The sequence below is a fragment of the Aliivibrio wodanis genome (assembly GCF_052920805.1).
In genome coordinates this window covers 2,607,077-2,624,509 of sequence record NZ_JBREXA010000002.1, presented here as the reverse complement: position 1 = coordinate 2,624,509, position 17,433 = coordinate 2,607,077, and the positions used below count along the sequence as shown (strand labels likewise).

The window sequence follows — 17,433 nt, the reverse complement described above, 5'->3', positions numbered from 1 at the left end:
TCTAAGAGGATGTCATCTCAATCCCTACGCCAGCATTATCTGAGTCAGGTAGTACGGGTTTAAGCGAGCATTATCCAATGCTTGCTAATCTCAGCGAATACCAATCTAGATAACTAGTTGATATCGGTTGCTCCCCGATGAGAGGCCATATTGTATGTGTGAATCAAGCAATGAGCCAGTGGTTTTCTCTAAGCATATTGATTATATCAGCGGTGATCGTAACCCCAGCGCGGTACTAACCCTTGCTCCACTCCTAAATGATCTAATATTCGAGCGACCATAAAATCAATTAAATCCTCAATCGACTTTGGTTGATGATAAAAACCAGGCGCGGCAGGCATAATCGTCGCACCAATTTGAGAGAGCTTAAGCATGTTTTCTAAATGCAATGTTGAGAACGGAGTCTCTCTAACTACCATTATCAATTGACCACGCTCTTTTAATACAACATCAGCAGCGCGCTCTATCAAGTTATCCGAAATACCATGAGCAATAGAGGCAACACTACCTGCAGAGCATGGACACACCACCATTTGCTTTGGTGCGGCGGATCCAGAAGCGACCGGCGAGAACCAATCCTCTTTACCACAAACCGTTAAATTATCAGCATTACAACCAAGATTCTCAACCAGTGCCATTTTCATCGCATCAGGGCCACTTGGCAACTTCAGATCATGCTCTGTTGCCATCACCACACGAGCTGCCGAAGAGATAAGAAAGTAAACATGATAATCCGCGGCCAATAGGCATTCTAATAAGCGCAAGCCATAAGGGGCACCAGAAGCCCCTGTCATTGCTAATGTAATTGCTTTTTTTTGAGGTTTCATTTATTGGCTCAACTTATCAAGTAATTTACCGTGAATACCTTCAAAACCACCATTGCTCATGACTAATATCTGATCGCCTGGTTGTGCTTCGGCCACAATCATATCAACAAAGGCATCAATATCATTATGCGTATAGGCAGGTTGAGAGCATTGCTTTGCTACATCATCTACCGACCAAGCGATATTATCTGGTTGAAAAAGATAAACTGAATCGGCTGCATGCAGAGATGCTGCCAAGGTGTCTTTATGGACACCTAATTTCATGGTGCTTGAACGAGGCTCTAGTACCGCAATAATTTTCTTATCGCCCAATTTATTACGTAAACCACCTAAAGTTAGATCAATCGCTGTTGGGTGATGAGCAAAATCATCATAGACAGTGACTCCATTCACTTCACCTTTAAGTTCAAGGCGACGTTTAGTATTAATAAACTTACCTAATGCTTCACAAGCTAAATCAGGAGTCACGCCCACATGACGAGCTGATGCTACAACCATCAATGCGTTACTGACATTATGATCGCCGACTAGGTTCCAATCAACCCGACCAACTTTCTCATCTTCAAAGTAAATATCAAATACACTGCCATCTTTCTTAAGCTTATTGGCTTTCCATTGTCCATCTTCACCGGTAAATTCAAGCTCACTCCAGCAACCTTGCTCTAATACTTGCTCTAATGGCTTATCTTGTTTTGGAGCAAAAATACGCCCAGTACTAGGAACCGTTCTAATTAAATGATGGAACTGACGTTGAATTGCAGCAAGATCATCAAAAATATCAGCATGATCAAATTCAAGGTTATTCAGAACAAGAGTTCTAGGACGATAATGCACAAACTTAGAACGCTTATCAAAAAAAGCACTGTCATATTCATCCGCTTCTACGACAAAAAACATGCTTTCACCTAAACGAGCGGATTCACCAAAGTTACCAAGTACGCCACCGACTAAAAATCCCGGTTTATAACCACACTCTTCAAGCACCCATGTAAGCATACTCGCTGTTGTCGTTTTACCGTGAGTTCCTGCAACCGCCATCACCCAGCGATCTTGTAATAAGAACTCTTGAAGCCATTGTGGTCCTGAAGTGTATTTCAGATTTTTATCCAATACATATTCAACACACGGGTTACCGCGGCTCATTGCATTACCAATCACAACAAGGTCTGGCGCAGGTTCTAGTTGGCTTGGGTCAAAGCCTTGGATGATCTCAATACCTTGAGATTCTAATAACGTACTCATTGGTGGATAAACGTTAGCATCGCATCCTGTGACTTTATGCCCAAGCTGACGAGCTAATGTAGCAGCGCCTCCCATGAAGGTGCCACAGATACCAAGGATATGAATATGCATAATTACAACCGTCTTATTATTTAATTAGTGAGTAACCTCAATTCAAAGTTACTTCAATACTCTTAAAAAGTTCTATGCTATAGAATGAATTACAGCAAACAGTAACACAACTATTATAAAAATAAATCAGTACCTAACCCTACTTATCGTTGATATCTATTAACAAAAAATAAAGGAATAACTATGTCTGAAATAAGAACCCTAGGTGAGTTTATTGTTGCTAAGCAGCATGACTTTCCTCACGCAAGCGGAGAGCTTTCCTCACTTATTGGTTCAATTAAGTTGGCAGCTAAAATTGTAAACCGCGAAATAAATAAAGCAGGACTTGTTGATATCACTGGTGCTTCTGGTGAAGAAAATATCCAAGGTGAGCAACAACAGAAATTGGATCTGTATGCCAATGATAAGTTCAAAGCTGCATTAGAGAATCGTGGACAGGTTTGTGGTGTCGCAAGTGAAGAAGAAGACGAAGCAGTTGCCTTTAACAAAGCATTAAATAAAGACGCTAAATACGTAGTCTTAATGGACCCATTAGATGGCTCATCAAATATTGATGTTAACGTTTCTGTCGGTACTATTTTCTCTATATATCGCCGTATTTCACCAATTGGAACACCCCCTACCGAAGAAGATTTTCTTCAGCCAGGCAGCCAACAAGTTGCCGCTGGTTATATTATTTATGGTTCATCGACCATGCTTGTTTACAGTACTGGTAATGGAGTTCATGGTTTTACTTATGACCCATCATTAGGGGTATTCTGCTTATCTCATGAAGATATGAAAATCCCACAGGATGGTAATATTTATTCAATCAACGAAGGGAATTATATTCGTTTCCCTGAAGGTATTAAACAATATCTAAAATACTGCCAAGAAATTAGCCCTGAAGGCAATCGTCCTTATACATCACGCTATATTGGTTCGTTGGTCGCTGACTTTCATAGAAATTTATTGAAAGGTGGTATTTATCTATACCCAAGCACACAAGCTTATCCAAACGGTAAATTACGATTACTTTATGAATGTAACCCGATGGCAATGTTGATTGAAGAGGCGGGAGGTAAGGCGACAGATGGAGAAACGCGAATTCTAGATCTTAAACCAACCGAATTACATCAACGAGTGCCATTTTTTGTTGGCTCTACCAATATGGTTGATAAGGTTCAGGATTTTCTTGATGAGTGGCAGAAATAAATTTTCTCAAATTCAGGATATAAAAAAACCGAGTCCTAAGACTCGGTTTTTTTTATGAAACTACTACTGATTACTCAGCTGCAGCTTCTACTTCTGGGCGATCTACAAGCTCAATGTAAGCCATTGGCGCTTTATCACCTGTACGGAAACCGCACTTCAGAATACGAGTATAACCACCAGCACGTTGTGCAAAGCGTGGACCTAACTCAGTAAATAGTTTTGCTACAACTTCGTTATCACGAGTGCGAGCAAATGCTAGACGACGGTTAGCAACACTGTCTGTCTTAGCTAATGTAATCAAAGGCTCAACTACACGGCGAAGCTCTTTTGCTTTTGGTACAGTCGTCTTGATAATCTCGTGACGAACCAAAGAGCAAGCCATATTGCTAAACATAGCTTTACGGTGGCTGCTGTTGCGGTTGAGTTGACGACCACTCTTACGATGGCGCATGACCTAATCCTTCTAACTAGATAATTAGTGAACTGATTAATCTTCAGCGATAGACGCTGGTGGCCAGTTCTCTAGGCGCATGCCTAAAGAAAGACCACGTGAAGCTAGAACATCTTTAATTTCAGTTAAAGATTTCTTACCAAGGTTTGGCGTTTTAAGTAGCTCAACCTCAGTGCGCTGCACCAGATCACCAATGTAGTGAATCGCTTCTGCTTTCAAACAGTTAGCAGAGCGAACCGTTAGTTCAAGATCGTCTACAGGACGCAGTAGGATCGGATCGAACTCTGGCTTTTCTTCTTTCTCTTCAGGAACTCGTACATCACGAAGATCTACAAATGCATCCAGTTGTTCAGCTAAAATTGTAGCTGCACGACGGATAGCTTCCTCAGGATCAAGTGTACCGTTTGTTTCCATATCGATAACAAGCTTGTCTAAGTCAGTGCGTTGCTCAACACGTGCTGCTTCAACCGCATAAGATATTTTATCTACTGGGCTGTAAGTTGCATCGATAAGCAAACGACCGATTGGACGCTCATCTTCTTCAGTATGGATACGCGCTGTTGATGGTACATAGCCACGACCACGCTCTACCTTGATTCTCATGCTGATTTCAGCATTGTCATCAGTTAAGTGGCAGATTACATGCTCTGGGTTCGCAATCTCAACATCACCATCATGGGTGATGTCACCTGCAACAACAGGGCCTGCACCAGACTTGTTAAGAGTAATGATAACTTCATCTTTACCCTCAACCTTAACGGCAAGGCCTTTAAGGTTTAGAAGGATTTCAAGGATATCTTCCTGAACACCTTCTTTGGTGCTGTACTCATGTAATACGCCTTCGATTTCTACTTCAGTTACGGCACAACCCGGCATTGAAGATAGTAAAATACGACGTAGAGCGTTACCTAGAGTGTGGCCAAAACCACGCTCTAACGGCTCAAGAGTTACTTTTGCGTGAGTCTGGCTAACTTGTTCAATGTCAACTAGACGCGGCTTTAGAAATTCTGTTACAGAACCCTGCATTGTGTCCTCTCTATATTGAAGCTTTACTTAGAGTAAAGCTCGACGATCAAGTGTTCGTTGATGTCGGCAGACAAATCAGAACGTTCAGGAAGACGCTTAAACGTACCTTCCATTTTGCCAGCATCTACTTCAATCCAAGTTGGTTTTTCGCGTTGTTCAGCAACTTCTAGAGCAGCTTTAATACGTGATTGCTGTTTAGCTTTTTCACGAATTGAAACAACGTCGTTAGCCGCAACTTTGAAAGAAGGAACGTTAACTACTTTACCATTAACTAGAATAGACTTATGGCTAACTAGTTGACGAGATTCAGCACGTGTAGCGCCAAAGCCCATGCGGTAAACTACGTTATCTAGACGACCTTCAAGAAGTTGAAGTAGGTTTTCACCTGTGTTGCCTTTAATACGAGCAGCATCTTTGTAGTAGTTACGGAATTGTTTTTCTAGTACGCCATACATACGACGAACTTTTTGCTTCTCACGAAGCTGAACGCCATACTCAGATAAACGACCGCGACGAGCGCCGTGTACACCTGGAGCGTTATCGATCTTACACTTGGTATCGATCGCACGTACGCCTGATTTAAGGAATAAATCAGTGCCTTCGCGACGGCTAAGCTTCAGCTTAGGACCCAAATATCTTGCCATGTTCTTTCTCCAATATTCCTAGAAACGAAACTTAAACGCGACGTTTCTTAGGTGGACGACAACCGTTATGAGGGATCGGAGTAGCATCTACAATATTTGTGATGCGGTATCCAGCAGCGTTTAACGCACGGATAGTTGACTCACGACCAGGACCAGGGCCCTTAACCATAACTTCAAGGTTCTTAACGCCATATTCTTTGGCCATTTCACCACAACGTTCAGCAGCAACTTGCGCAGCAAACGGTGTAGATTTACGAGAACCACGGAAACCAGAACCACCTGCAGTAGCCCAAGCTAGTGCATTACCTTGACGGTCAGTAATGGTTACGATTGTGTTGTTGAAAGAAGCATGGATATGCGCTACGCCATCCGCTACTTGCTTGCGAACGCGCTTACGAGCGCGAGTAGGTTGTTTTGCCATTGTACTCTCTACCTTATCCGATTATTTTTTGATCGGCTTGCGCGGACCTTTACGGGTACGTGCGTTGGTTTTAGTACGCTGTCCACGTAATGGTAGACTGCGACGGTGACGAAGACCACGATAACAACCAAGGTCCATAAGACGCTTAATGTTCATCGATACTTCACGACGTAAGTCGCCTTCGACAGTGTATTTGGCAACACCATCACGCAGAATATCAATCTGCTCATCATTCAGTTCACTGATCTTAACATCTTCAGCAATACCAACTGCAGCTAAAATAGCTTGCGAGCGAGTCTTACCGATGCCGTAGATTGCAGTCAATGCAATTACAGCGTGTTTATGATCAGGAATGTTAATGCCTGCTATACGGGCCACTATTCACTCCTAGTACTTTTTCTTAAGAAGAGCCGCAACAAAGCCCGATGAGGATACGTTGCGACTATAACTACTTCTTTTGCACACAAAAGGTAGGCCGAGAATAATACTCGGCCTAACTTAATATATCAAGTAAAAATTTCTGCTAATTAACCTTGGCGTTGTTTATGCTTTGGTTCAACACAAATTATACGCACAACACCGTTGCGCTTAATAACTTTACAGTTGCGGCAGATTTTCTTAACGGAAGCACGAACTTTCATTGCTAAACTCCGTAAATGGGTCTGAAATTAACGGCCGTAGCCTTTCAGATTAGCTTTTTTCAAAACGGACTCATACTGCTGAGACATCAGATGAGTCTGAACCTGTGCCATAAAGTCCATGATAACTACAACTACGATTAGTAGGGAGGTTCCGCCAAAATAGAAGCGTACGTTCCATGCAATCATCATAAACTCAGGGATCAGACAGATAAAGGTAATATACATCGCACCCGCTAGGGTTAATCGAGTCATAACTTTATCAATATATTTCGTCGTCTGTTCGCCTGGGCGGATTCCGGGTACGAATGCACCAGACTTCTTCAAGTTATCAGCTGTTTCACGTGGATTAAACACCAACGCTGTATAGAAGAAACAGAAGAAGATAATTGCTGCTGCATATAGCATTACATATAATGGCTGACCAGGGCTTAACGCCATGGAAACATCAGTTAACCAACCGAATGTTCCTTCACCATTACCACCAAACCACTGAGCCAATGTCCCAGGGAATAGTATAATACTAGATGCAAATATTGCAGGAATTACACCAGCCATATTAATTTTAAGTGGCAAGTGAGTACTTTGAGCTGCAAATACCTTACGGCCTTGCTGACGCTTTGCATAGTTAACGACAATACGACGTTGACCACGCTCCATGAACACTACAAAGTAAATAACTGCAAACGATAACACTGCAATTAGTAATAGAAGAAGCACGTGCAGTTCACCTTGACGCGCCTGCTGGATCGTTTCACCGATAGCTGGTGGTAAACCTGCAACGATACCTGTGAAAATAATCAAAGATATACCGTTACCGATGCCACGCTCAGTAATTTGTTCGCCTAACCACATTAAAAACATGGTACCAGTTACTAAACTTACTGTAGCTGTCAGATAGAACATCATGTCAGGGTTAGCAACTAACCCTGGAATCATGCTTGGTAGACCGGTTGCAATACCAATTGCTTGGAATGTAGCCAGAACCAAGGTGCCATAACGTGTGTACTGGTTAATCTTACGACGACCAGACTCACCTTCTTTTTTCAATTCAGCTAAAGGTGGATGAACAACTGTTAACAGTTGAACAACGATAGATGCCGAAATATACGGCATAATACCTAGAGCAAGAATTGAGGCACGCGACAGTGCACCACCAGAGAACATGTTAAACAGTTCAATGATGGTACCCTGCTGCTGTTCGAAAAGATCAGCAAGGACAGCAGCGTCAATCCCAGGAATTGGCACAAATGAGCCTGCTCGGAACACTAAAAGCGCACCTATAACAAATAACAGACGCGATTTCAGTTCAGCTAGGCCGTTCTGAGCACTATTTACTTCTTTTCCTGGTTTCTTTGCCATTGTACCTCATCCTTCGAGGATTATTCCTCGATCTTACCGCCTGCAGCTTCAATCGCAGCTTTAGCGCCTTTCGTTACGCGTAGACCTTTAACAGTTACAGCTCTAGCGATTTCACCAGAAAGTACAACTTTCGCGAACACAATGTTCTTAGTGATTACGTTAGCAGCTTTAAGGCTGTTTAGATCGATAACGTTACCTTCAACTTTAGCAAGTTCGCTTAAACGAACCTCTGCAGTCACTAGGCTCTTACGTGAAGTAAAGCCAAATTTAGGTAAACGTTGTTTCAGAGGCATTTGACCACCTTCAAAACCAACGCGAACTTTACCGCCAGAACGTGATTTTTGGCCTTTGTGACCACGGCCACCAGTTTTACCTAGGCCTGAACCGATACCGCGACCTACGCGCTTCTTAGAAGCGTTAGAACCAGCAGCCGGTGATAGAGTATTCAAAAACATTACTGATTACTCCTCAATATTAACCATATAGCGAACTTTGTTGATCATACCGCGGTTACACGGAGTATCAGCAATTTCTACTGTATGGTTGATGCGACGAAGACCTAGACCTTTAAGGCACAAAACGCGTGCTTAGGTAGGCGACCGATAGAGCTTTTAGTCTGAGTTACTTTGATAGTTTTAGACATGGTACTTACTCCGAAATAGATTCAACAGTTAGACCACGCTTAGCAGCTACCATTTCAGGTGACTTAACGCTACTTAGACCCGCAATCGTTGCACGAACAACGTTGATTGGGTTAGTAGAGCCATAAGCTTTAGCTAGTACGTTGCGGACACCCACAACTTCTAACACTGCACGCATAGCACCACCGGCGATGATACCAGTACCTTCTGAAGCAGGTTGCATGTACACTTTAGAACCAGTGTGGCGACCTTTTACAGAATGGTGAAGAGTACCTTCGTTAAGTGCAATCGTAAACATGTTACGACGTGCTTTTTCCATTGATTTTTGAATCGCTGCAGGTACTTCACGAGCTTTGCCGTAACCGAAACCTACACGACCATTACCGTCACCAACAACTGTTAGTGCAGTAAAACTAAAGATTCGACCACCTTTAACCGTTTTAGAAACACGGTTAACAGCAATTAGCTTTTCGTTCAAATCTGTAGCTTGTTGTTGTTCTTTAGCCATCTTCCAACCCTACCTTAGAATTTCAGACCAGCTTCGCGAGCAGAATCTGCTAGCGCCGCTACTCGACCGTGGTATTGGAAACCAGAACGATCGAAAGCAACATTAGTAATGCCTTTTTCGATAGCGCGCTCTGCAATTAGTTTACCAATTGCTTCAGCAGCTGCTTTGTTACTAGTATTTCCAACTTGCTCACGGATTGCCTTTTCTACAGTAGAAGCGGCAGCGATAACCTCTGAGCCGTTTGGTGCGATTACCTGAGCATACGTATGACGCGGAGTACGGTGCACTACAAGGCGAGTTGCACACAGTTCAGCGATCTTACGACGTGCACGTGTAGCACGACGGATGCGAGATGCTTTCTTATCCATAGTGATACCCTACTTCTTCTTAGCTTCTTTAGTACGCACGATTTCATCGGCGTAACGAACACCTTTGCCTTTATAAGGCTCAGGTTTACGGTATGAACGAATATCCGCAGCAACTTGACCTACTACTTGCTTATCGCAACCAGTAATGATGATCTCAGTTTGAGTTGGACATTCAGCTTTAATACCTTCCGGAAGAGCGTGCTCTACTGGATGTGAGAAGCCAAGAGTAAGGCCTACAGCGTTGCCTTTCATAGCAGCACGGTAACCTACACCTTTAAGAGTTAGCTTCTTAGTAAAGCCTTCATTTACACCAACAACCATATTGTTTACTAGTGCACGAGCTGTACCAGCTTGTGCCCAAGCATTGGCAACGCCTTCGCGTGGACCAAATACAATAGAGTTATCTTCTTGTGAAACAACTACAGCGTCGTTTAGTACGCGAGTTAGTTCACCTTTACCACCTTTAATAGTGATTTCCTGGCCGTTCAGTTTAACTTCTACGCCAGCAGGAAGAACCACAGGTGCTTTAGCAACACGAGACATATCCTACTCCTATTAAGCTACGTAGCAGATAATTTCGCCACCAAGACCAGCTTTACGCGCAGCGCGGTCAGACATAAGGCCTTTTGATGTAGAAACAACAGCAATACCAAGACCACCCATAACAGATGGTAACGCGTCGTTCTTCTTGTATACACGAAGACCTGGACGAGAAACTCGTTGGATTTGCTCGATAACTGGTTTAGCTTGGAAATACTTAAGAGTGATTTCTAGCTCAGGTTTGATTTCGCCTTCAACAGCGAATTCAGCGATGTAGCCTTCAGCTTTAAGAAGTGCAGCAATTGCAACTTTAAGCTTTGAAGAAGGCATTTTAACAGCAACTTTATTTGCTGATTGACCGTTGCGAACGCGGGTCAGCATATCCGAAATCGGATCTTGCATGCTCATAAGATTTACTCCAAATGATTAAGTGGCAATTACCAGCTAGCCTTACGAAGACCCGGAATCTCGCCTTTCATGCAAGCTTCGCGAACCTTAATACGGCTTAAACCGAATTTACGTAGGTAACCGTGTGGACGACCAGTTTGGTTGCAACGATTACGCTGACGAGATGCACTTGAATCACGAGGTAGAGCTTGCAATTTAAGAACTGCATCCCAACGCTCTTCTTCAGAAGCATTTACATCGCTAATTAGAACTTTTAACGCAGCACGCTTTTGAGCGAACTGAGAAACAAGTTTTGCACGTTTAGCTTCACGTGCTTTCATAGATTTTTTAGCCATAACAGTAACCCTTCACCTTACTTACGGAATGGGAAGTTAAAGGCAGTCAGCAGAGCACGCCCTTCCGCATCTGTATTCGCTGACGTCGTGATAGTAATATCAAGACCGCGTACACGATCAACTTTATCATAGTCGATCTCAGGGAAGATGATTTGCTCGCGAACGCCCATGCTGTAGTTACCGCGTCCGTCAAAAGACTTAGCGCTAACACCACGGAAATCACGTACTCGTGGAAGTGCAATAGAGATTAAACGCTCTAAGAATTCCCACATACGTTCGCCACGCAGGGTTACTTTACAACCGATTGGGTAGCCTTCACGGATTTTGAAACCAGCAACAGATTTACGTGCTTTTGTAATCAATGGCTTCTGGCCAGAGATAATTGCCATATCGGCAGCAGCGTTTTCTAGTAGCTTCTTATCGTTGATTGCTTCACCAACACCCATGTTTAGGGTAATTTTTTCAACCCTAGGGACTTGCATGACGCTCGAGTAGCTGAACTCTTTGGTAAGCTCAGCGACTACAGACGACTTGTAGTAATCATGCAGTTTCGCCATAGTAGAACTCCAAATTGCTTCTATCTATTAGTTAGAAATGGTTTCGCCGTTTGATTTGAAGAAACGCACTTTTTTGCCTTCTTCAAAACGGAAACCGATACGGTCCGCTTTACCAGTAGCTTCATTGAAGATTGCGATGTTAGAAGCATCAATTGCTGCTTCTTTCTCAACAATACCACCTTGCTGACCAAGAGCCGGAACTGGCTTTTGGTGCTTTTTCACAAGATTGATACCTTCAACAATAACTTTACCAGTTTCAAGAACCTTAGTTACTTTACCTTTCTTGCCTTTATCTTTACCGACAAGAACGATTACTTCGTCATTACGACGGATTTTAGCTGCCATCTGACCGCTCCTTACAGAACTTCTGGTGCTAGTGAGACAATTTTCATGAATTTCGGGTTACGAAGTTCACGAGTCACTGGACCAAAGATACGTGTACCGACTGGTTGCTCAGTAGTGTCATTCAACAATACGCAAGCGTTACGGTCAAAGCGAATGATAGAACCGTCTGGGCGACGAACGCCTTTACGGGTGCGCACTACTACCGCCTTCAGAACATCACCTTTTTTAACTTTACCGCGAGGAATTGCTTCCTTAACAGTAACTTTAATGACGTCTCCGATATGTGCATAACGGCGGTGAGAGCCACCCAGGACCTTAATACACATTACCTTGCGCGCGCCAGAGTTATCTGCAGCGTCAAGTGTACTTTGCATTTGGATCATTGTTAGTGCTCCGCTAAATATTTAAATAGACCCATCACGGGTCGGACTGCCTCTTCAAAAGAGGATGGGGAGTGTATCACCATTCTTTTAATAAAGGTAGTCAAAAAATAAACAGCTCCAAAAAAAATTATTGGAGCTGCTTACATGTATCGCTATCGAATCAGCAAAAATTAAGCTTTTGCTTTTTCAATAATGTTTTCCAGAGTCCAAGACTTAGTCTTAGACAGTGGGCGACATTCACGAATCGCAACTAGGTCGCCTAGGCCACACTCGTTGTTTTCATCATGTGCGTGAAGCTTAGTCGTACGCTTGATGTATTTACCGTAGATCGGGTGTTTCACCATGCGTTCAATAGCAACAACAATAGACTTATCCATTTTGTCGCTAATTACACGACCTTGCATAGTACGAATTTTCTCGCTCATTATGCGCCAGCCTTCTCATTCAGTAAAGTTTTAACACGTGCGATATCACGACGTACAGCTTTCAGAGTATGAGTTTGCTGTAGTTGACCAGTCGCAGCTTGCATACGCAAGTTGAACTGTTCACGTAGCAAATTCAAAAGCTCTTCATTTAGCTCTTCAACGTTTTTCTCGCGTAGATCTTGTGCTTTCATCACATCACCTGCTTAGTTACAAAAGTAGTTTTGATAGGCAGTTTACGTGCCGCTAGGCGGAACGCTTCACGTGCCAACTCTTCAGGTACGCCGTTCATTTCGTACATAACCTTTCCAGGTTGGATTTGGGCTACCCAGTACTCAACGTTACCTTTACCCTTACCTTGACGAACTTCAAGCGGTTTTTCTGTGATAGGTTTGTCTGGGAACACACGGATCCAGATTTGACCTTGACGCTTAATGTGACGCGTCATAGCACGACGTGCCGCTTCAATTTGACGAGCAGTTAGACGACCACGGCCTACAGCTTTAAGACCGAATTCGCCGAAGCTCACTTCAGTACCTTTAGCAAGACCACGGTTACGACCAGTCATAACCTTACGGAACTTAGTACGTTTTGGTTGTAGCATCAGTCAGCTCCTTACTTACGGCTTCTACGCTGCTTCTTAGGCTTGTCAGCCTTAGGCTCTACTGCATTAGCAGCTGGCATACCGCCTAGAACTTCACCTTTGAAGATCCAAACTTTAACGCCGATCACACCATATTGAGTGTGAGCCGAAGAAGTTGCGTAATCAATGTCAGCACGTAAAGTATGTAGAGGTACACGACCTTCACGATACCATTCAGAACGTGCGATTTCAGCACCGCCAAGACGGCCGCCTACTTGTACTTTGATGCCTTTCGCGCCTAGACGCATTGCATTTTGTACCGCACGCTTCATAGCGCGACGGAACATAACACGACGTTCTAGTTGAGAAGCAATGCTATCAGCTACAAGTTGAGCGTCTAGCTCTGGCTTGCGAACTTCTGCAATGTTGATTTGCGCTGGAACACCTGCGATTTTAGCTACGCCTGCGCGTAGTTTTTCTACGTCTTCGCCTTTCTTACCGATTACTACGCCTGGACGAGCAGTGTGAATAGTCACACGGATGCTCTTCGCAGGACGCTCGATAACGATGCGAGATAGAGATGCTTTTTTCAGTTCTTTAGTAAGATACTGACGTACCTTGAAGTCGCCGTCTAGGTTGTCAGCGAACTCTTGGCTACTAGCAAACCATGTAGCATTCCAAGGCTTAACGATGCCAAGACGAATACCATTAGGATGTACTTTTTGACCCATTTGCTTAATCTCCTAGTCTTTAACGATCAGCTACAACGATAGTGATGTGGCTTGAACGCTTCAAGATGCGATCTGCACGACCTTTAGCACGAGGCATAATACGCTTCATGATAGGGCCTTCGTCTACGAAGATTTTAGCGACATTTAGATCGTCGATATCTGCACCTTCGTTGTGTTCAGCGTTTGCGATAGCAGACTCAACAACTTTCTTAATTAATACTGCAGCTTTTTTGTTGCTGAAAGTAAGAATTTCAAGAGCTTGGTCTACTGATTTCCCACGAATTTGGTCCGCAACTAAGCGAGCCTTCTGCGGAGAAATGCTGGCAAAACGATGTTTAGCAATAGCTTCCATATTCTACCTCCTAACGCTTTTTAGCTTTCTTATCTGCAGCATGGCCGCGATAAGTACGAGTAGGTGCAAATTCGCCCAGCTTGTGACCAATCATGTCTTCTGTAACGAAAACTGGTACATGCTGGCGACCATTATGGACAGCGATGGTCAAGTTGATCATAGTTGGAATGATCATTGAACGACGGGACCAAGTCTTAATAGGCTTTTTGTCTCCGCTTTCCACCGCTTTCTCTACCTTCTTCAGCAAGTGTAGGTCAATAAAAGGACCTTTCTTGAGAGAACGTGGCATGGCGATTCCTCTTTATAGATTATTTGTTACGACGACGTACAATGTACTTGTCAGTAGATTTATTCTTACGAGTCTTGAAGCCCTTAGTTGGCATACCCCAAGGTGATACTGGGTGACGACCGCCTGATGTACGACCTTCACCACCACCATGTGGGTGATCAACTGGGTTCATTGCAACACCACGTACAGTTGGACGAACACCGCGCCAGCGTGTAGCACCGGCTTTGCCTAGCTCACGTAGCATGTGTTCAGAATTACCAACTTCACCGATAGTCGCACGACCTTCAGAAAGAACTTTACGCATTTCACCAGAACGTAGACGTAATGTCACGTAAGCGCCATCACGAGCAATGATTTGTGCGTATGCACCAGCAGAACGTGCAATTTGCGCGCCCTTACCAGGTTTTAATTCAACACAGTGAACAGTAGAACCTACTGGGATGTTGCGCAATGGTAAGCAGTTACCTGCTTTGATTGGCGCATCAACACCTGATAATACTGTATCGCCAGCTTGAATGCCTTTAGGTGCGATAATGTAACGACGCTCACCGTCTGCGAACAGAACTAGTGCAATATTTGCACTACGGTTTGGATCGTATTCTAAACGTTCAACGATAGCTGGAATGCCATCTTTAGTACGTTTAAAGTCAATTAGACGGTAGTGTTGCTTATGACCACCACCAACGTGACGTACTGTAATACGACCGTTATTGTTACGACCACCAGATTTAGAGTTTTTCTCTAAAAGAGGTGCGTATGGCTTACCCTTATGTAGGTCAGCGTTAACGATTTTTACAACGTGACGACGACCAGGGGAAGTCGGCTTACATTTAACAATAGCCATTTTTAACTACTCCTGTTATTCCGCGCCGCCAACGAAGTCTAGGTCTTGACCTTCTTTCAAGATTACGTACGCTTTTTTCACGTCTGAACGACGGCCTTGGCGTGCACCTTGACGTTTGGTCTTGCCCTTAGTGATAAGGGTATTTACAGACTTAACTTCAACTTCAAACAACTTTTCTACAGCTGCTTTAATCTCTTTCTTAGTTGCAGTGATTGCTACTTTGAAAACAATAGTGTTATTGCCTTCAGCAGCCATCGTTGCTTTTTCAGAGATATGTGGGCCACGTAGGACTTTTAGTAGACGCTCTTCACTGATCATGCCAGCATCTCCTCAACTTGCTTAACTGCAGCAGCAGTCATTAGAACCTTGTTGAATGCAACAAGACTTACTGGATCAATACCAGCAACATCACGTGCGTCAACTTTATATAGGTTACGAGCAGCTAAGAATAGATTCTCGTCTACTTCGCCAGTTACGATAAGAACATCGTTAAGCTCAAGTTCTTTAAGCTTAGCAACTAGCTCTTTAGTCTTTGGTGCTTCTACAGAGAAGTTATCAACAACGATCAAACGATCTTGACGAACTAACTCAGAAAGAATGCTCTTTAGAGCACCGCGGTACATTTTTTTGTTTACTTTTAAGCTGTGATCTTGTGGTTTCGCAGCAAAAGTAACACCACCTGAACGCCAGATTGGGCTACGAATCGTACCCGCACGAGCTCGGCCTGTACCTTTTTGACGCCATGGCTTAGCGCCACCGCCAGATACTTCTGAACGTGTTTTTTGAGCGCGAGTACCTTGACGAGCACCTGCTGCATAAGCAACAACTACTTGGTGTACAAGAGCCTCGTTAAACTCACGTCCGAAAGTAGTTTCGGAAACAGTTAGTGCCGCAGCACCTTTAACCATTAGTTCCATTACATACTCCTAAGACGTTATGCTTTAACAGCTGGTTTAACGATCACGTTGCCACCTGTTGAGCCTGGTACTGCACCTTTAATAAGAAGCAGATTGCGCTCAGCGTCAACACGTACGATCTCTAGGTTTTGAGTAGTACAACGCTCAGCACCCATGTGACCTGCCATTTTTTTGCCTTTAAATACGCGACCTGGAGTTTGACATTGGCCAATTGAACCCGGAGCACGGTGAGACAAAGAGTTACCGTGAGTCATATCTTGAGTACTGAAATTCCAACGCTTAATTGCGCCTTGGAAGCCTTTACCTTTAGATGTACCAGTAACGTCTACTTTTTTGATTTCGTTAAAGATTTCAACACTTAGCTCAGCGCCAACTGCGAATTCTTCACCGCTTTCTAAACGGAATTCCCAAAGACCGCGACCTGCTTCAACACCTGCTTTCGCAAAGTGACCAGCTTCAGGTTTAGATACGCGGTTAGCTTTCTTAGAACCACAAGTAACTTGAATTGCGTTGTAGCCATCAGTTTCTACAGTTTTCACTTGAGAAACACGGTTAACTTCAACTTCAACTACTGTTACTGGGATAGAAACGCCTTCTTCGGTAAAGATGCGGGTCATGCCCACTTTACGACCGACTAGACCAATCATAATAATCTCCCCTTAACCTAGGCTAATTTGAACATCAACGCCAGCAGCAAGGTCTAAACGCATTAGTGCGTCAACAGTTTTATCTGTTGGCTCAACAATGTCGATTAAACGCTTGTGAGTACGAATTTCGTACTGGTCACGTGCGTCTTTGTTAACGTGAGGAGAAGTAAGAACAGTAAAACGCTCTTTACGAGTAGGTAGTGGAATAGGACCACGAACCTGAGCGCCAGTGCGCTTAGCTGTTTCAACGATCTCCGCTGTAGACTGATCGATTAATTTATAATCAAAAGCCTTTAGGCGGATACGAATACGTTGGTTCTGCATGAGACAGAGCTCCAATAATAAAATACACAAACAATATCGCCACTCAATCCCGTTAAAACGAGAGAATGCCGATTGATTTATGTGAAACCATAGGTCCAAAATTAGGACACATTGTCAGTTAACTTATATTAGAAGTTTAACCAGTGACAAGTCATTGGAATAATTCTAATAATGTTAACCGCGAACATAAGCTGAGTATTCATTCTAAGCACTAACCCTACTCGGTAGGAATCAGCACTTTCCTCGCTGCTCATTGGTTCACAAACTGACTTAAGCCAGTGCGTTGCATTATACAGATCACACTTTTAGATGCAAGCGTTGTT

At 43.5% G+C, this 17,433-nt stretch carries 30 protein-coding genes and 1 pseudogene; 1 reads left to right on the top strand and 30 read right to left on the bottom strand.

The features are described 5' to 3' along the window. Positions 1-206: 206 nt before the first annotated feature. Both ACU5DF_RS20205 and mpl read right to left on the bottom strand, forming a co-directional pair. The gene (locus ACU5DF_RS20205; protein WP_446713965.1) at positions 207-827 is read right to left on the bottom strand and encodes a flavin prenyltransferase UbiX; all 621 of its coding nucleotides are present in this window, start codon (positions 825-827) and stop codon (positions 207-209) included. After that, complete coding sequence (gene mpl, locus ACU5DF_RS20200; protein WP_446713964.1) at positions 828-2,180, bottom strand: UDP-N-acetylmuramate:L-alanyl-gamma-D-glutamyl-meso-diaminopimelate ligase; 1,353 nt, start codon at positions 2,178-2,180, stop codon at positions 828-830. A 183-nt stretch (positions 2,181-2,363) separates the two neighbouring features. Here mpl and fbp point away from each other — a divergent pair, with 183 nt between their 5' ends. Then, complete coding sequence (gene fbp, locus ACU5DF_RS20195; RefSeq protein ID WP_446713963.1) at positions 2,364-3,374, top strand: class 1 fructose-bisphosphatase; 1,011 nt, start codon at positions 2,364-2,366, stop codon at positions 3,372-3,374. A gap of 70 nt (positions 3,375-3,444) precedes the next feature. Here fbp and rplQ read toward each other — a convergent pair whose 3' ends face one another. The 28 genes and pseudogenes from rplQ to rpsJ form a co-directional block, all read right to left on the bottom strand. Further along, positions 3,445-3,825, bottom strand: a complete 381-nt coding sequence (gene rplQ, locus ACU5DF_RS20190) for a 50S ribosomal protein L17 (RefSeq protein ID WP_012549173.1) — start codon at positions 3,823-3,825, stop codon at positions 3,445-3,447. A 36-nt stretch (positions 3,826-3,861) separates the two neighbouring features. Further along, the gene (locus ACU5DF_RS20185; protein WP_045103034.1) at positions 3,862-4,851 is read right to left on the bottom strand and encodes a DNA-directed RNA polymerase subunit alpha; all 990 of its coding nucleotides are present in this window, start codon (positions 4,849-4,851) and stop codon (positions 3,862-3,864) included. A 23-nt stretch (positions 4,852-4,874) separates the two neighbouring features. Then, positions 4,875-5,495 carry a 30S ribosomal protein S4 gene (gene rpsD, locus ACU5DF_RS20180; protein ID WP_045103035.1) on the bottom strand — a complete coding sequence of 207 codons (621 nt, stop codon included), beginning with the start codon at positions 5,493-5,495 and terminating at the stop codon, positions 4,875-4,877. 31 nt (positions 5,496-5,526) lie between these two features. Further along, the gene (rpsK, locus tag ACU5DF_RS20175; RefSeq protein WP_005303517.1) at positions 5,527-5,916 is read right to left on the bottom strand and encodes a 30S ribosomal protein S11; all 390 of its coding nucleotides are present in this window, start codon (positions 5,914-5,916) and stop codon (positions 5,527-5,529) included. A 21-nt stretch (positions 5,917-5,937) separates the two neighbouring features. Beyond that, positions 5,938-6,294 (bottom strand): 30S ribosomal protein S13, encoded by a 357-nt coding sequence (rpsM, locus tag ACU5DF_RS20170; protein ID WP_012549170.1) that lies wholly within the window; start codon positions 6,292-6,294, stop codon positions 5,938-5,940. A 149-nt stretch (positions 6,295-6,443) separates the two neighbouring features. Then, positions 6,444-6,557 carry a 50S ribosomal protein L36 gene (rpmJ, locus tag ACU5DF_RS20165; RefSeq protein WP_044583162.1) on the bottom strand — a complete coding sequence of 38 codons (114 nt, stop codon included), beginning with the start codon at positions 6,555-6,557 and terminating at the stop codon, positions 6,444-6,446. Positions 6,558-6,584: 27 nt separating this feature from the next. Then, positions 6,585-7,916 (bottom strand): preprotein translocase subunit SecY, encoded by a 1,332-nt coding sequence (secY, locus tag ACU5DF_RS20160; protein WP_045103036.1) that lies wholly within the window; start codon positions 7,914-7,916, stop codon positions 6,585-6,587. A gap of 20 nt (positions 7,917-7,936) precedes the next feature. Then, positions 7,937-8,371: a 50S ribosomal protein L15 gene (gene rplO, locus ACU5DF_RS20155; protein WP_045103037.1), complete on the bottom strand. Its 435-nt coding sequence runs from the start codon at positions 8,369-8,371 to the stop codon at positions 7,937-7,939. A gap of 6 nt (positions 8,372-8,377) precedes the next feature. Next, positions 8,378-8,559 (bottom strand): annotated as a pseudogene (gene rpmD, locus ACU5DF_RS20150) (50S ribosomal protein L30). 5 nt (positions 8,560-8,564) lie between these two features. Beyond that, entirely contained in the window at positions 8,565-9,065 is a 501-nt protein-coding gene (gene rpsE, locus ACU5DF_RS20145; RefSeq protein WP_045103039.1) for a 30S ribosomal protein S5, read from the bottom strand. Between the two features lie 14 nt (positions 9,066-9,079). Then, complete coding sequence (gene rplR / locus ACU5DF_RS20140) at positions 9,080-9,433, bottom strand: 50S ribosomal protein L18 (RefSeq protein ID WP_045103040.1); 354 nt, start codon at positions 9,431-9,433, stop codon at positions 9,080-9,082. A gap of 9 nt (positions 9,434-9,442) precedes the next feature. Beyond that, positions 9,443-9,976 carry a 50S ribosomal protein L6 gene (rplF, locus tag ACU5DF_RS20135; protein WP_446713962.1) on the bottom strand — a complete coding sequence of 178 codons (534 nt, stop codon included), beginning with the start codon at positions 9,974-9,976 and terminating at the stop codon, positions 9,443-9,445. 12 nt (positions 9,977-9,988) lie between these two features. After that, on the bottom strand, positions 9,989-10,381 hold the full coding sequence (rpsH, locus tag ACU5DF_RS20130; RefSeq protein ID WP_045103042.1) for a 30S ribosomal protein S8: 393 nt from the start codon (positions 10,379-10,381) through the stop codon (positions 9,989-9,991). Positions 10,382-10,410: 29 nt separating this feature from the next. Continuing rightward, complete coding sequence (rpsN, locus tag ACU5DF_RS20125) at positions 10,411-10,716, bottom strand: 30S ribosomal protein S14 (protein WP_045103043.1); 306 nt, start codon at positions 10,714-10,716, stop codon at positions 10,411-10,413. Positions 10,717-10,733: 17 nt separating this feature from the next. After that, a complete protein-coding gene (gene rplE / locus ACU5DF_RS20120; RefSeq protein ID WP_045103044.1) occupies positions 10,734-11,273 on the bottom strand; it encodes a 50S ribosomal protein L5 in 540 nt (179 codons plus the stop codon). A 27-nt stretch (positions 11,274-11,300) separates the two neighbouring features. After that, positions 11,301-11,618: a 50S ribosomal protein L24 gene (gene rplX / locus ACU5DF_RS20115; RefSeq protein WP_045103045.1), complete on the bottom strand. Its 318-nt coding sequence runs from the start codon at positions 11,616-11,618 to the stop codon at positions 11,301-11,303. An 11-nt stretch (positions 11,619-11,629) separates the two neighbouring features. Further along, the gene (rplN, locus tag ACU5DF_RS20110) at positions 11,630-12,001 is read right to left on the bottom strand and encodes a 50S ribosomal protein L14 (RefSeq protein ID WP_045103046.1); all 372 of its coding nucleotides are present in this window, start codon (positions 11,999-12,001) and stop codon (positions 11,630-11,632) included. Positions 12,002-12,171: 170 nt separating this feature from the next. Beyond that, complete coding sequence (gene rpsQ, locus ACU5DF_RS20105) at positions 12,172-12,426, bottom strand: 30S ribosomal protein S17 (RefSeq protein ID WP_045103047.1); 255 nt, start codon at positions 12,424-12,426, stop codon at positions 12,172-12,174. Then, positions 12,426-12,617 (bottom strand): 50S ribosomal protein L29, encoded by a 192-nt coding sequence (gene rpmC / locus ACU5DF_RS20100; RefSeq protein WP_005417238.1) that lies wholly within the window; start codon positions 12,615-12,617, stop codon positions 12,426-12,428. The genes rpsQ and rpmC overlap by 1 nt, the downstream gene beginning before the upstream one ends. Continuing rightward, a complete protein-coding gene (gene rplP, locus ACU5DF_RS20095; protein WP_045103048.1) occupies positions 12,617-13,027 on the bottom strand; it encodes a 50S ribosomal protein L16 in 411 nt (136 codons plus the stop codon). Before rplP ends, rpmC begins: the two co-directional genes overlap by 1 nt. 11 nt (positions 13,028-13,038) lie before the next feature. Continuing rightward, the gene (gene rpsC / locus ACU5DF_RS20090; RefSeq protein ID WP_045103049.1) at positions 13,039-13,737 is read right to left on the bottom strand and encodes a 30S ribosomal protein S3; all 699 of its coding nucleotides are present in this window, start codon (positions 13,735-13,737) and stop codon (positions 13,039-13,041) included. A 19-nt stretch (positions 13,738-13,756) separates the two neighbouring features. Continuing rightward, entirely contained in the window at positions 13,757-14,089 is a 333-nt protein-coding gene (gene rplV, locus ACU5DF_RS20085; protein ID WP_045103050.1) for a 50S ribosomal protein L22, read from the bottom strand. A gap of 10 nt (positions 14,090-14,099) precedes the next feature. Then, a complete protein-coding gene (rpsS, locus tag ACU5DF_RS20080) occupies positions 14,100-14,378 on the bottom strand; it encodes a 30S ribosomal protein S19 (protein ID WP_012549154.1) in 279 nt (92 codons plus the stop codon). 19 nt (positions 14,379-14,397) lie between these two features. Continuing rightward, positions 14,398-15,222 (bottom strand): 50S ribosomal protein L2, encoded by an 825-nt coding sequence (gene rplB / locus ACU5DF_RS20075; RefSeq protein ID WP_045103051.1) that lies wholly within the window; start codon positions 15,220-15,222, stop codon positions 14,398-14,400. Between the two features lie 15 nt (positions 15,223-15,237). Continuing rightward, complete coding sequence (gene rplW / locus ACU5DF_RS20070) at positions 15,238-15,540, bottom strand: 50S ribosomal protein L23 (protein WP_045103052.1); 303 nt, start codon at positions 15,538-15,540, stop codon at positions 15,238-15,240. After that, on the bottom strand, positions 15,537-16,139 hold the full coding sequence (gene rplD / locus ACU5DF_RS20065) for a 50S ribosomal protein L4 (protein WP_060993967.1): 603 nt from the start codon (positions 16,137-16,139) through the stop codon (positions 15,537-15,539). Before rplD ends, rplW begins: the two co-directional genes overlap by 4 nt. Before the next feature lie 17 nt (positions 16,140-16,156). Next, a complete protein-coding gene (rplC, locus tag ACU5DF_RS20060; protein WP_045103053.1) occupies positions 16,157-16,786 on the bottom strand; it encodes a 50S ribosomal protein L3 in 630 nt (209 codons plus the stop codon). A 12-nt stretch (positions 16,787-16,798) separates the two neighbouring features. Continuing rightward, complete coding sequence (gene rpsJ, locus ACU5DF_RS20055) at positions 16,799-17,110, bottom strand: 30S ribosomal protein S10 (RefSeq protein ID WP_005417222.1); 312 nt, start codon at positions 17,108-17,110, stop codon at positions 16,799-16,801. Between the last annotated feature and the right edge of the window lie 323 nt (positions 17,111-17,433).

Bases quoted from the DNA above. Each gene is read 5' to 3' on its own strand.
- ACU5DF_RS20205 (WP_446713965.1), bottom strand. From the start codon at position 827: ATGAAACCTCAAAAAAAAGCAATTACATTAGCAATGACAGGGGCTTCT.
- mpl (WP_446713964.1), bottom strand. From the start codon at position 2,180: ATGCATATTCATATCCTTGGTATCTGTGGCACCTTCATGGGAGGCGCT.
- fbp (WP_446713963.1), top strand. From the start codon at position 2,364: ATGTCTGAAATAAGAACCCTAGGTGAGTTTATTGTTGCTAAGCAGCAT.
- rplQ (WP_012549173.1), bottom strand. From the start codon at position 3,825: ATGCGCCATCGTAAGAGTGGTCGTCAACTCAACCGCAACAGCAGCCAC.
- ACU5DF_RS20185 (WP_045103034.1), bottom strand. From the start codon at position 4,851: ATGCAGGGTTCTGTAACAGAATTTCTAAAGCCGCGTCTAGTTGACATT.
- rpsD (WP_045103035.1), bottom strand. From the start codon at position 5,495: ATGGCAAGATATTTGGGTCCTAAGCTGAAGCTTAGCCGTCGCGAAGGC.
- rpsK (WP_005303517.1), bottom strand. From the start codon at position 5,916: ATGGCAAAACAACCTACTCGCGCTCGTAAGCGCGTTCGCAAGCAAGTA.
- rpmJ (WP_044583162.1), bottom strand. From the start codon at position 6,557: ATGAAAGTTCGTGCTTCCGTTAAGAAAATCTGCCGCAACTGTAAAGTT.
- secY (WP_045103036.1), bottom strand. From the start codon at position 7,916: ATGGCAAAGAAACCAGGAAAAGAAGTAAATAGTGCTCAGAACGGCCTA.
- rplO (WP_045103037.1), bottom strand. From the start codon at position 8,371: ATGTTTTTGAATACTCTATCACCGGCTGCTGGTTCTAACGCTTCTAAG.
- rpsE (WP_045103039.1), bottom strand. From the start codon at position 9,065: ATGGCTAAAGAACAACAACAAGCTACAGATTTGAACGAAAAGCTAATT.
- rplR (WP_045103040.1), bottom strand. From the start codon at position 9,433: ATGGATAAGAAAGCATCTCGCATCCGTCGTGCTACACGTGCACGTCGT.
- rplF (WP_446713962.1), bottom strand. From the start codon at position 9,976: ATGTCTCGTGTTGCTAAAGCACCTGTGGTTCTTCCTGCTGGCGTAGAA.
- rpsH (WP_045103042.1), bottom strand. From the start codon at position 10,381: ATGAGCATGCAAGATCCGATTTCGGATATGCTGACCCGCGTTCGCAAC.
- rpsN (WP_045103043.1), bottom strand. From the start codon at position 10,716: ATGGCTAAAAAATCTATGAAAGCACGTGAAGCTAAACGTGCAAAACTT.
- rplE (WP_045103044.1), bottom strand. From the start codon at position 11,273: ATGGCGAAACTGCATGATTACTACAAGTCGTCTGTAGTCGCTGAGCTT.
- rplX (WP_045103045.1), bottom strand. From the start codon at position 11,618: ATGGCAGCTAAAATCCGTCGTAATGACGAAGTAATCGTTCTTGTCGGT.
- rplN (WP_045103046.1), bottom strand. From the start codon at position 12,001: ATGATCCAAATGCAAAGTACACTTGACGCTGCAGATAACTCTGGCGCG.
- rpsQ (WP_045103047.1), bottom strand. From the start codon at position 12,426: ATGAGCGAGAAAATTCGTACTATGCAAGGTCGTGTAATTAGCGACAAA.
- rpmC (WP_005417238.1), bottom strand. From the start codon at position 12,617: ATGAAAGCACAAGATCTACGCGAGAAAAACGTTGAAGAGCTAAATGAA.
- rplP (WP_045103048.1), bottom strand. From the start codon at position 13,027: ATGCTACAACCAAAACGTACTAAGTTCCGTAAGGTTATGACTGGTCGT.
- rpsC (WP_045103049.1), bottom strand. From the start codon at position 13,737: ATGGGTCAAAAAGTACATCCTAATGGTATTCGTCTTGGCATCGTTAAG.
- rplV (WP_045103050.1), bottom strand. From the start codon at position 14,089: ATGGAAGCTATTGCTAAACATCGTTTTGCCAGCATTTCTCCGCAGAAG.
- rpsS (WP_012549154.1), bottom strand. From the start codon at position 14,378: ATGCCACGTTCTCTCAAGAAAGGTCCTTTTATTGACCTACACTTGCTG.
- rplB (WP_045103051.1), bottom strand. From the start codon at position 15,222: ATGGCTATTGTTAAATGTAAGCCGACTTCCCCTGGTCGTCGTCACGTT.
- rplW (WP_045103052.1), bottom strand. From the start codon at position 15,540: ATGATCAGTGAAGAGCGTCTACTAAAAGTCCTACGTGGCCCACATATC.
- rplD (WP_060993967.1), bottom strand. From the start codon at position 16,139: ATGGAACTAATGGTTAAAGGTGCTGCGGCACTAACTGTTTCCGAAACT.
- rplC (WP_045103053.1), bottom strand. From the start codon at position 16,786: ATGATTGGTCTAGTCGGTCGTAAAGTGGGCATGACCCGCATCTTTACC.
- rpsJ (WP_005417222.1), bottom strand. From the start codon at position 17,110: ATGCAGAACCAACGTATTCGTATCCGCCTAAAGGCTTTTGATTATAAA.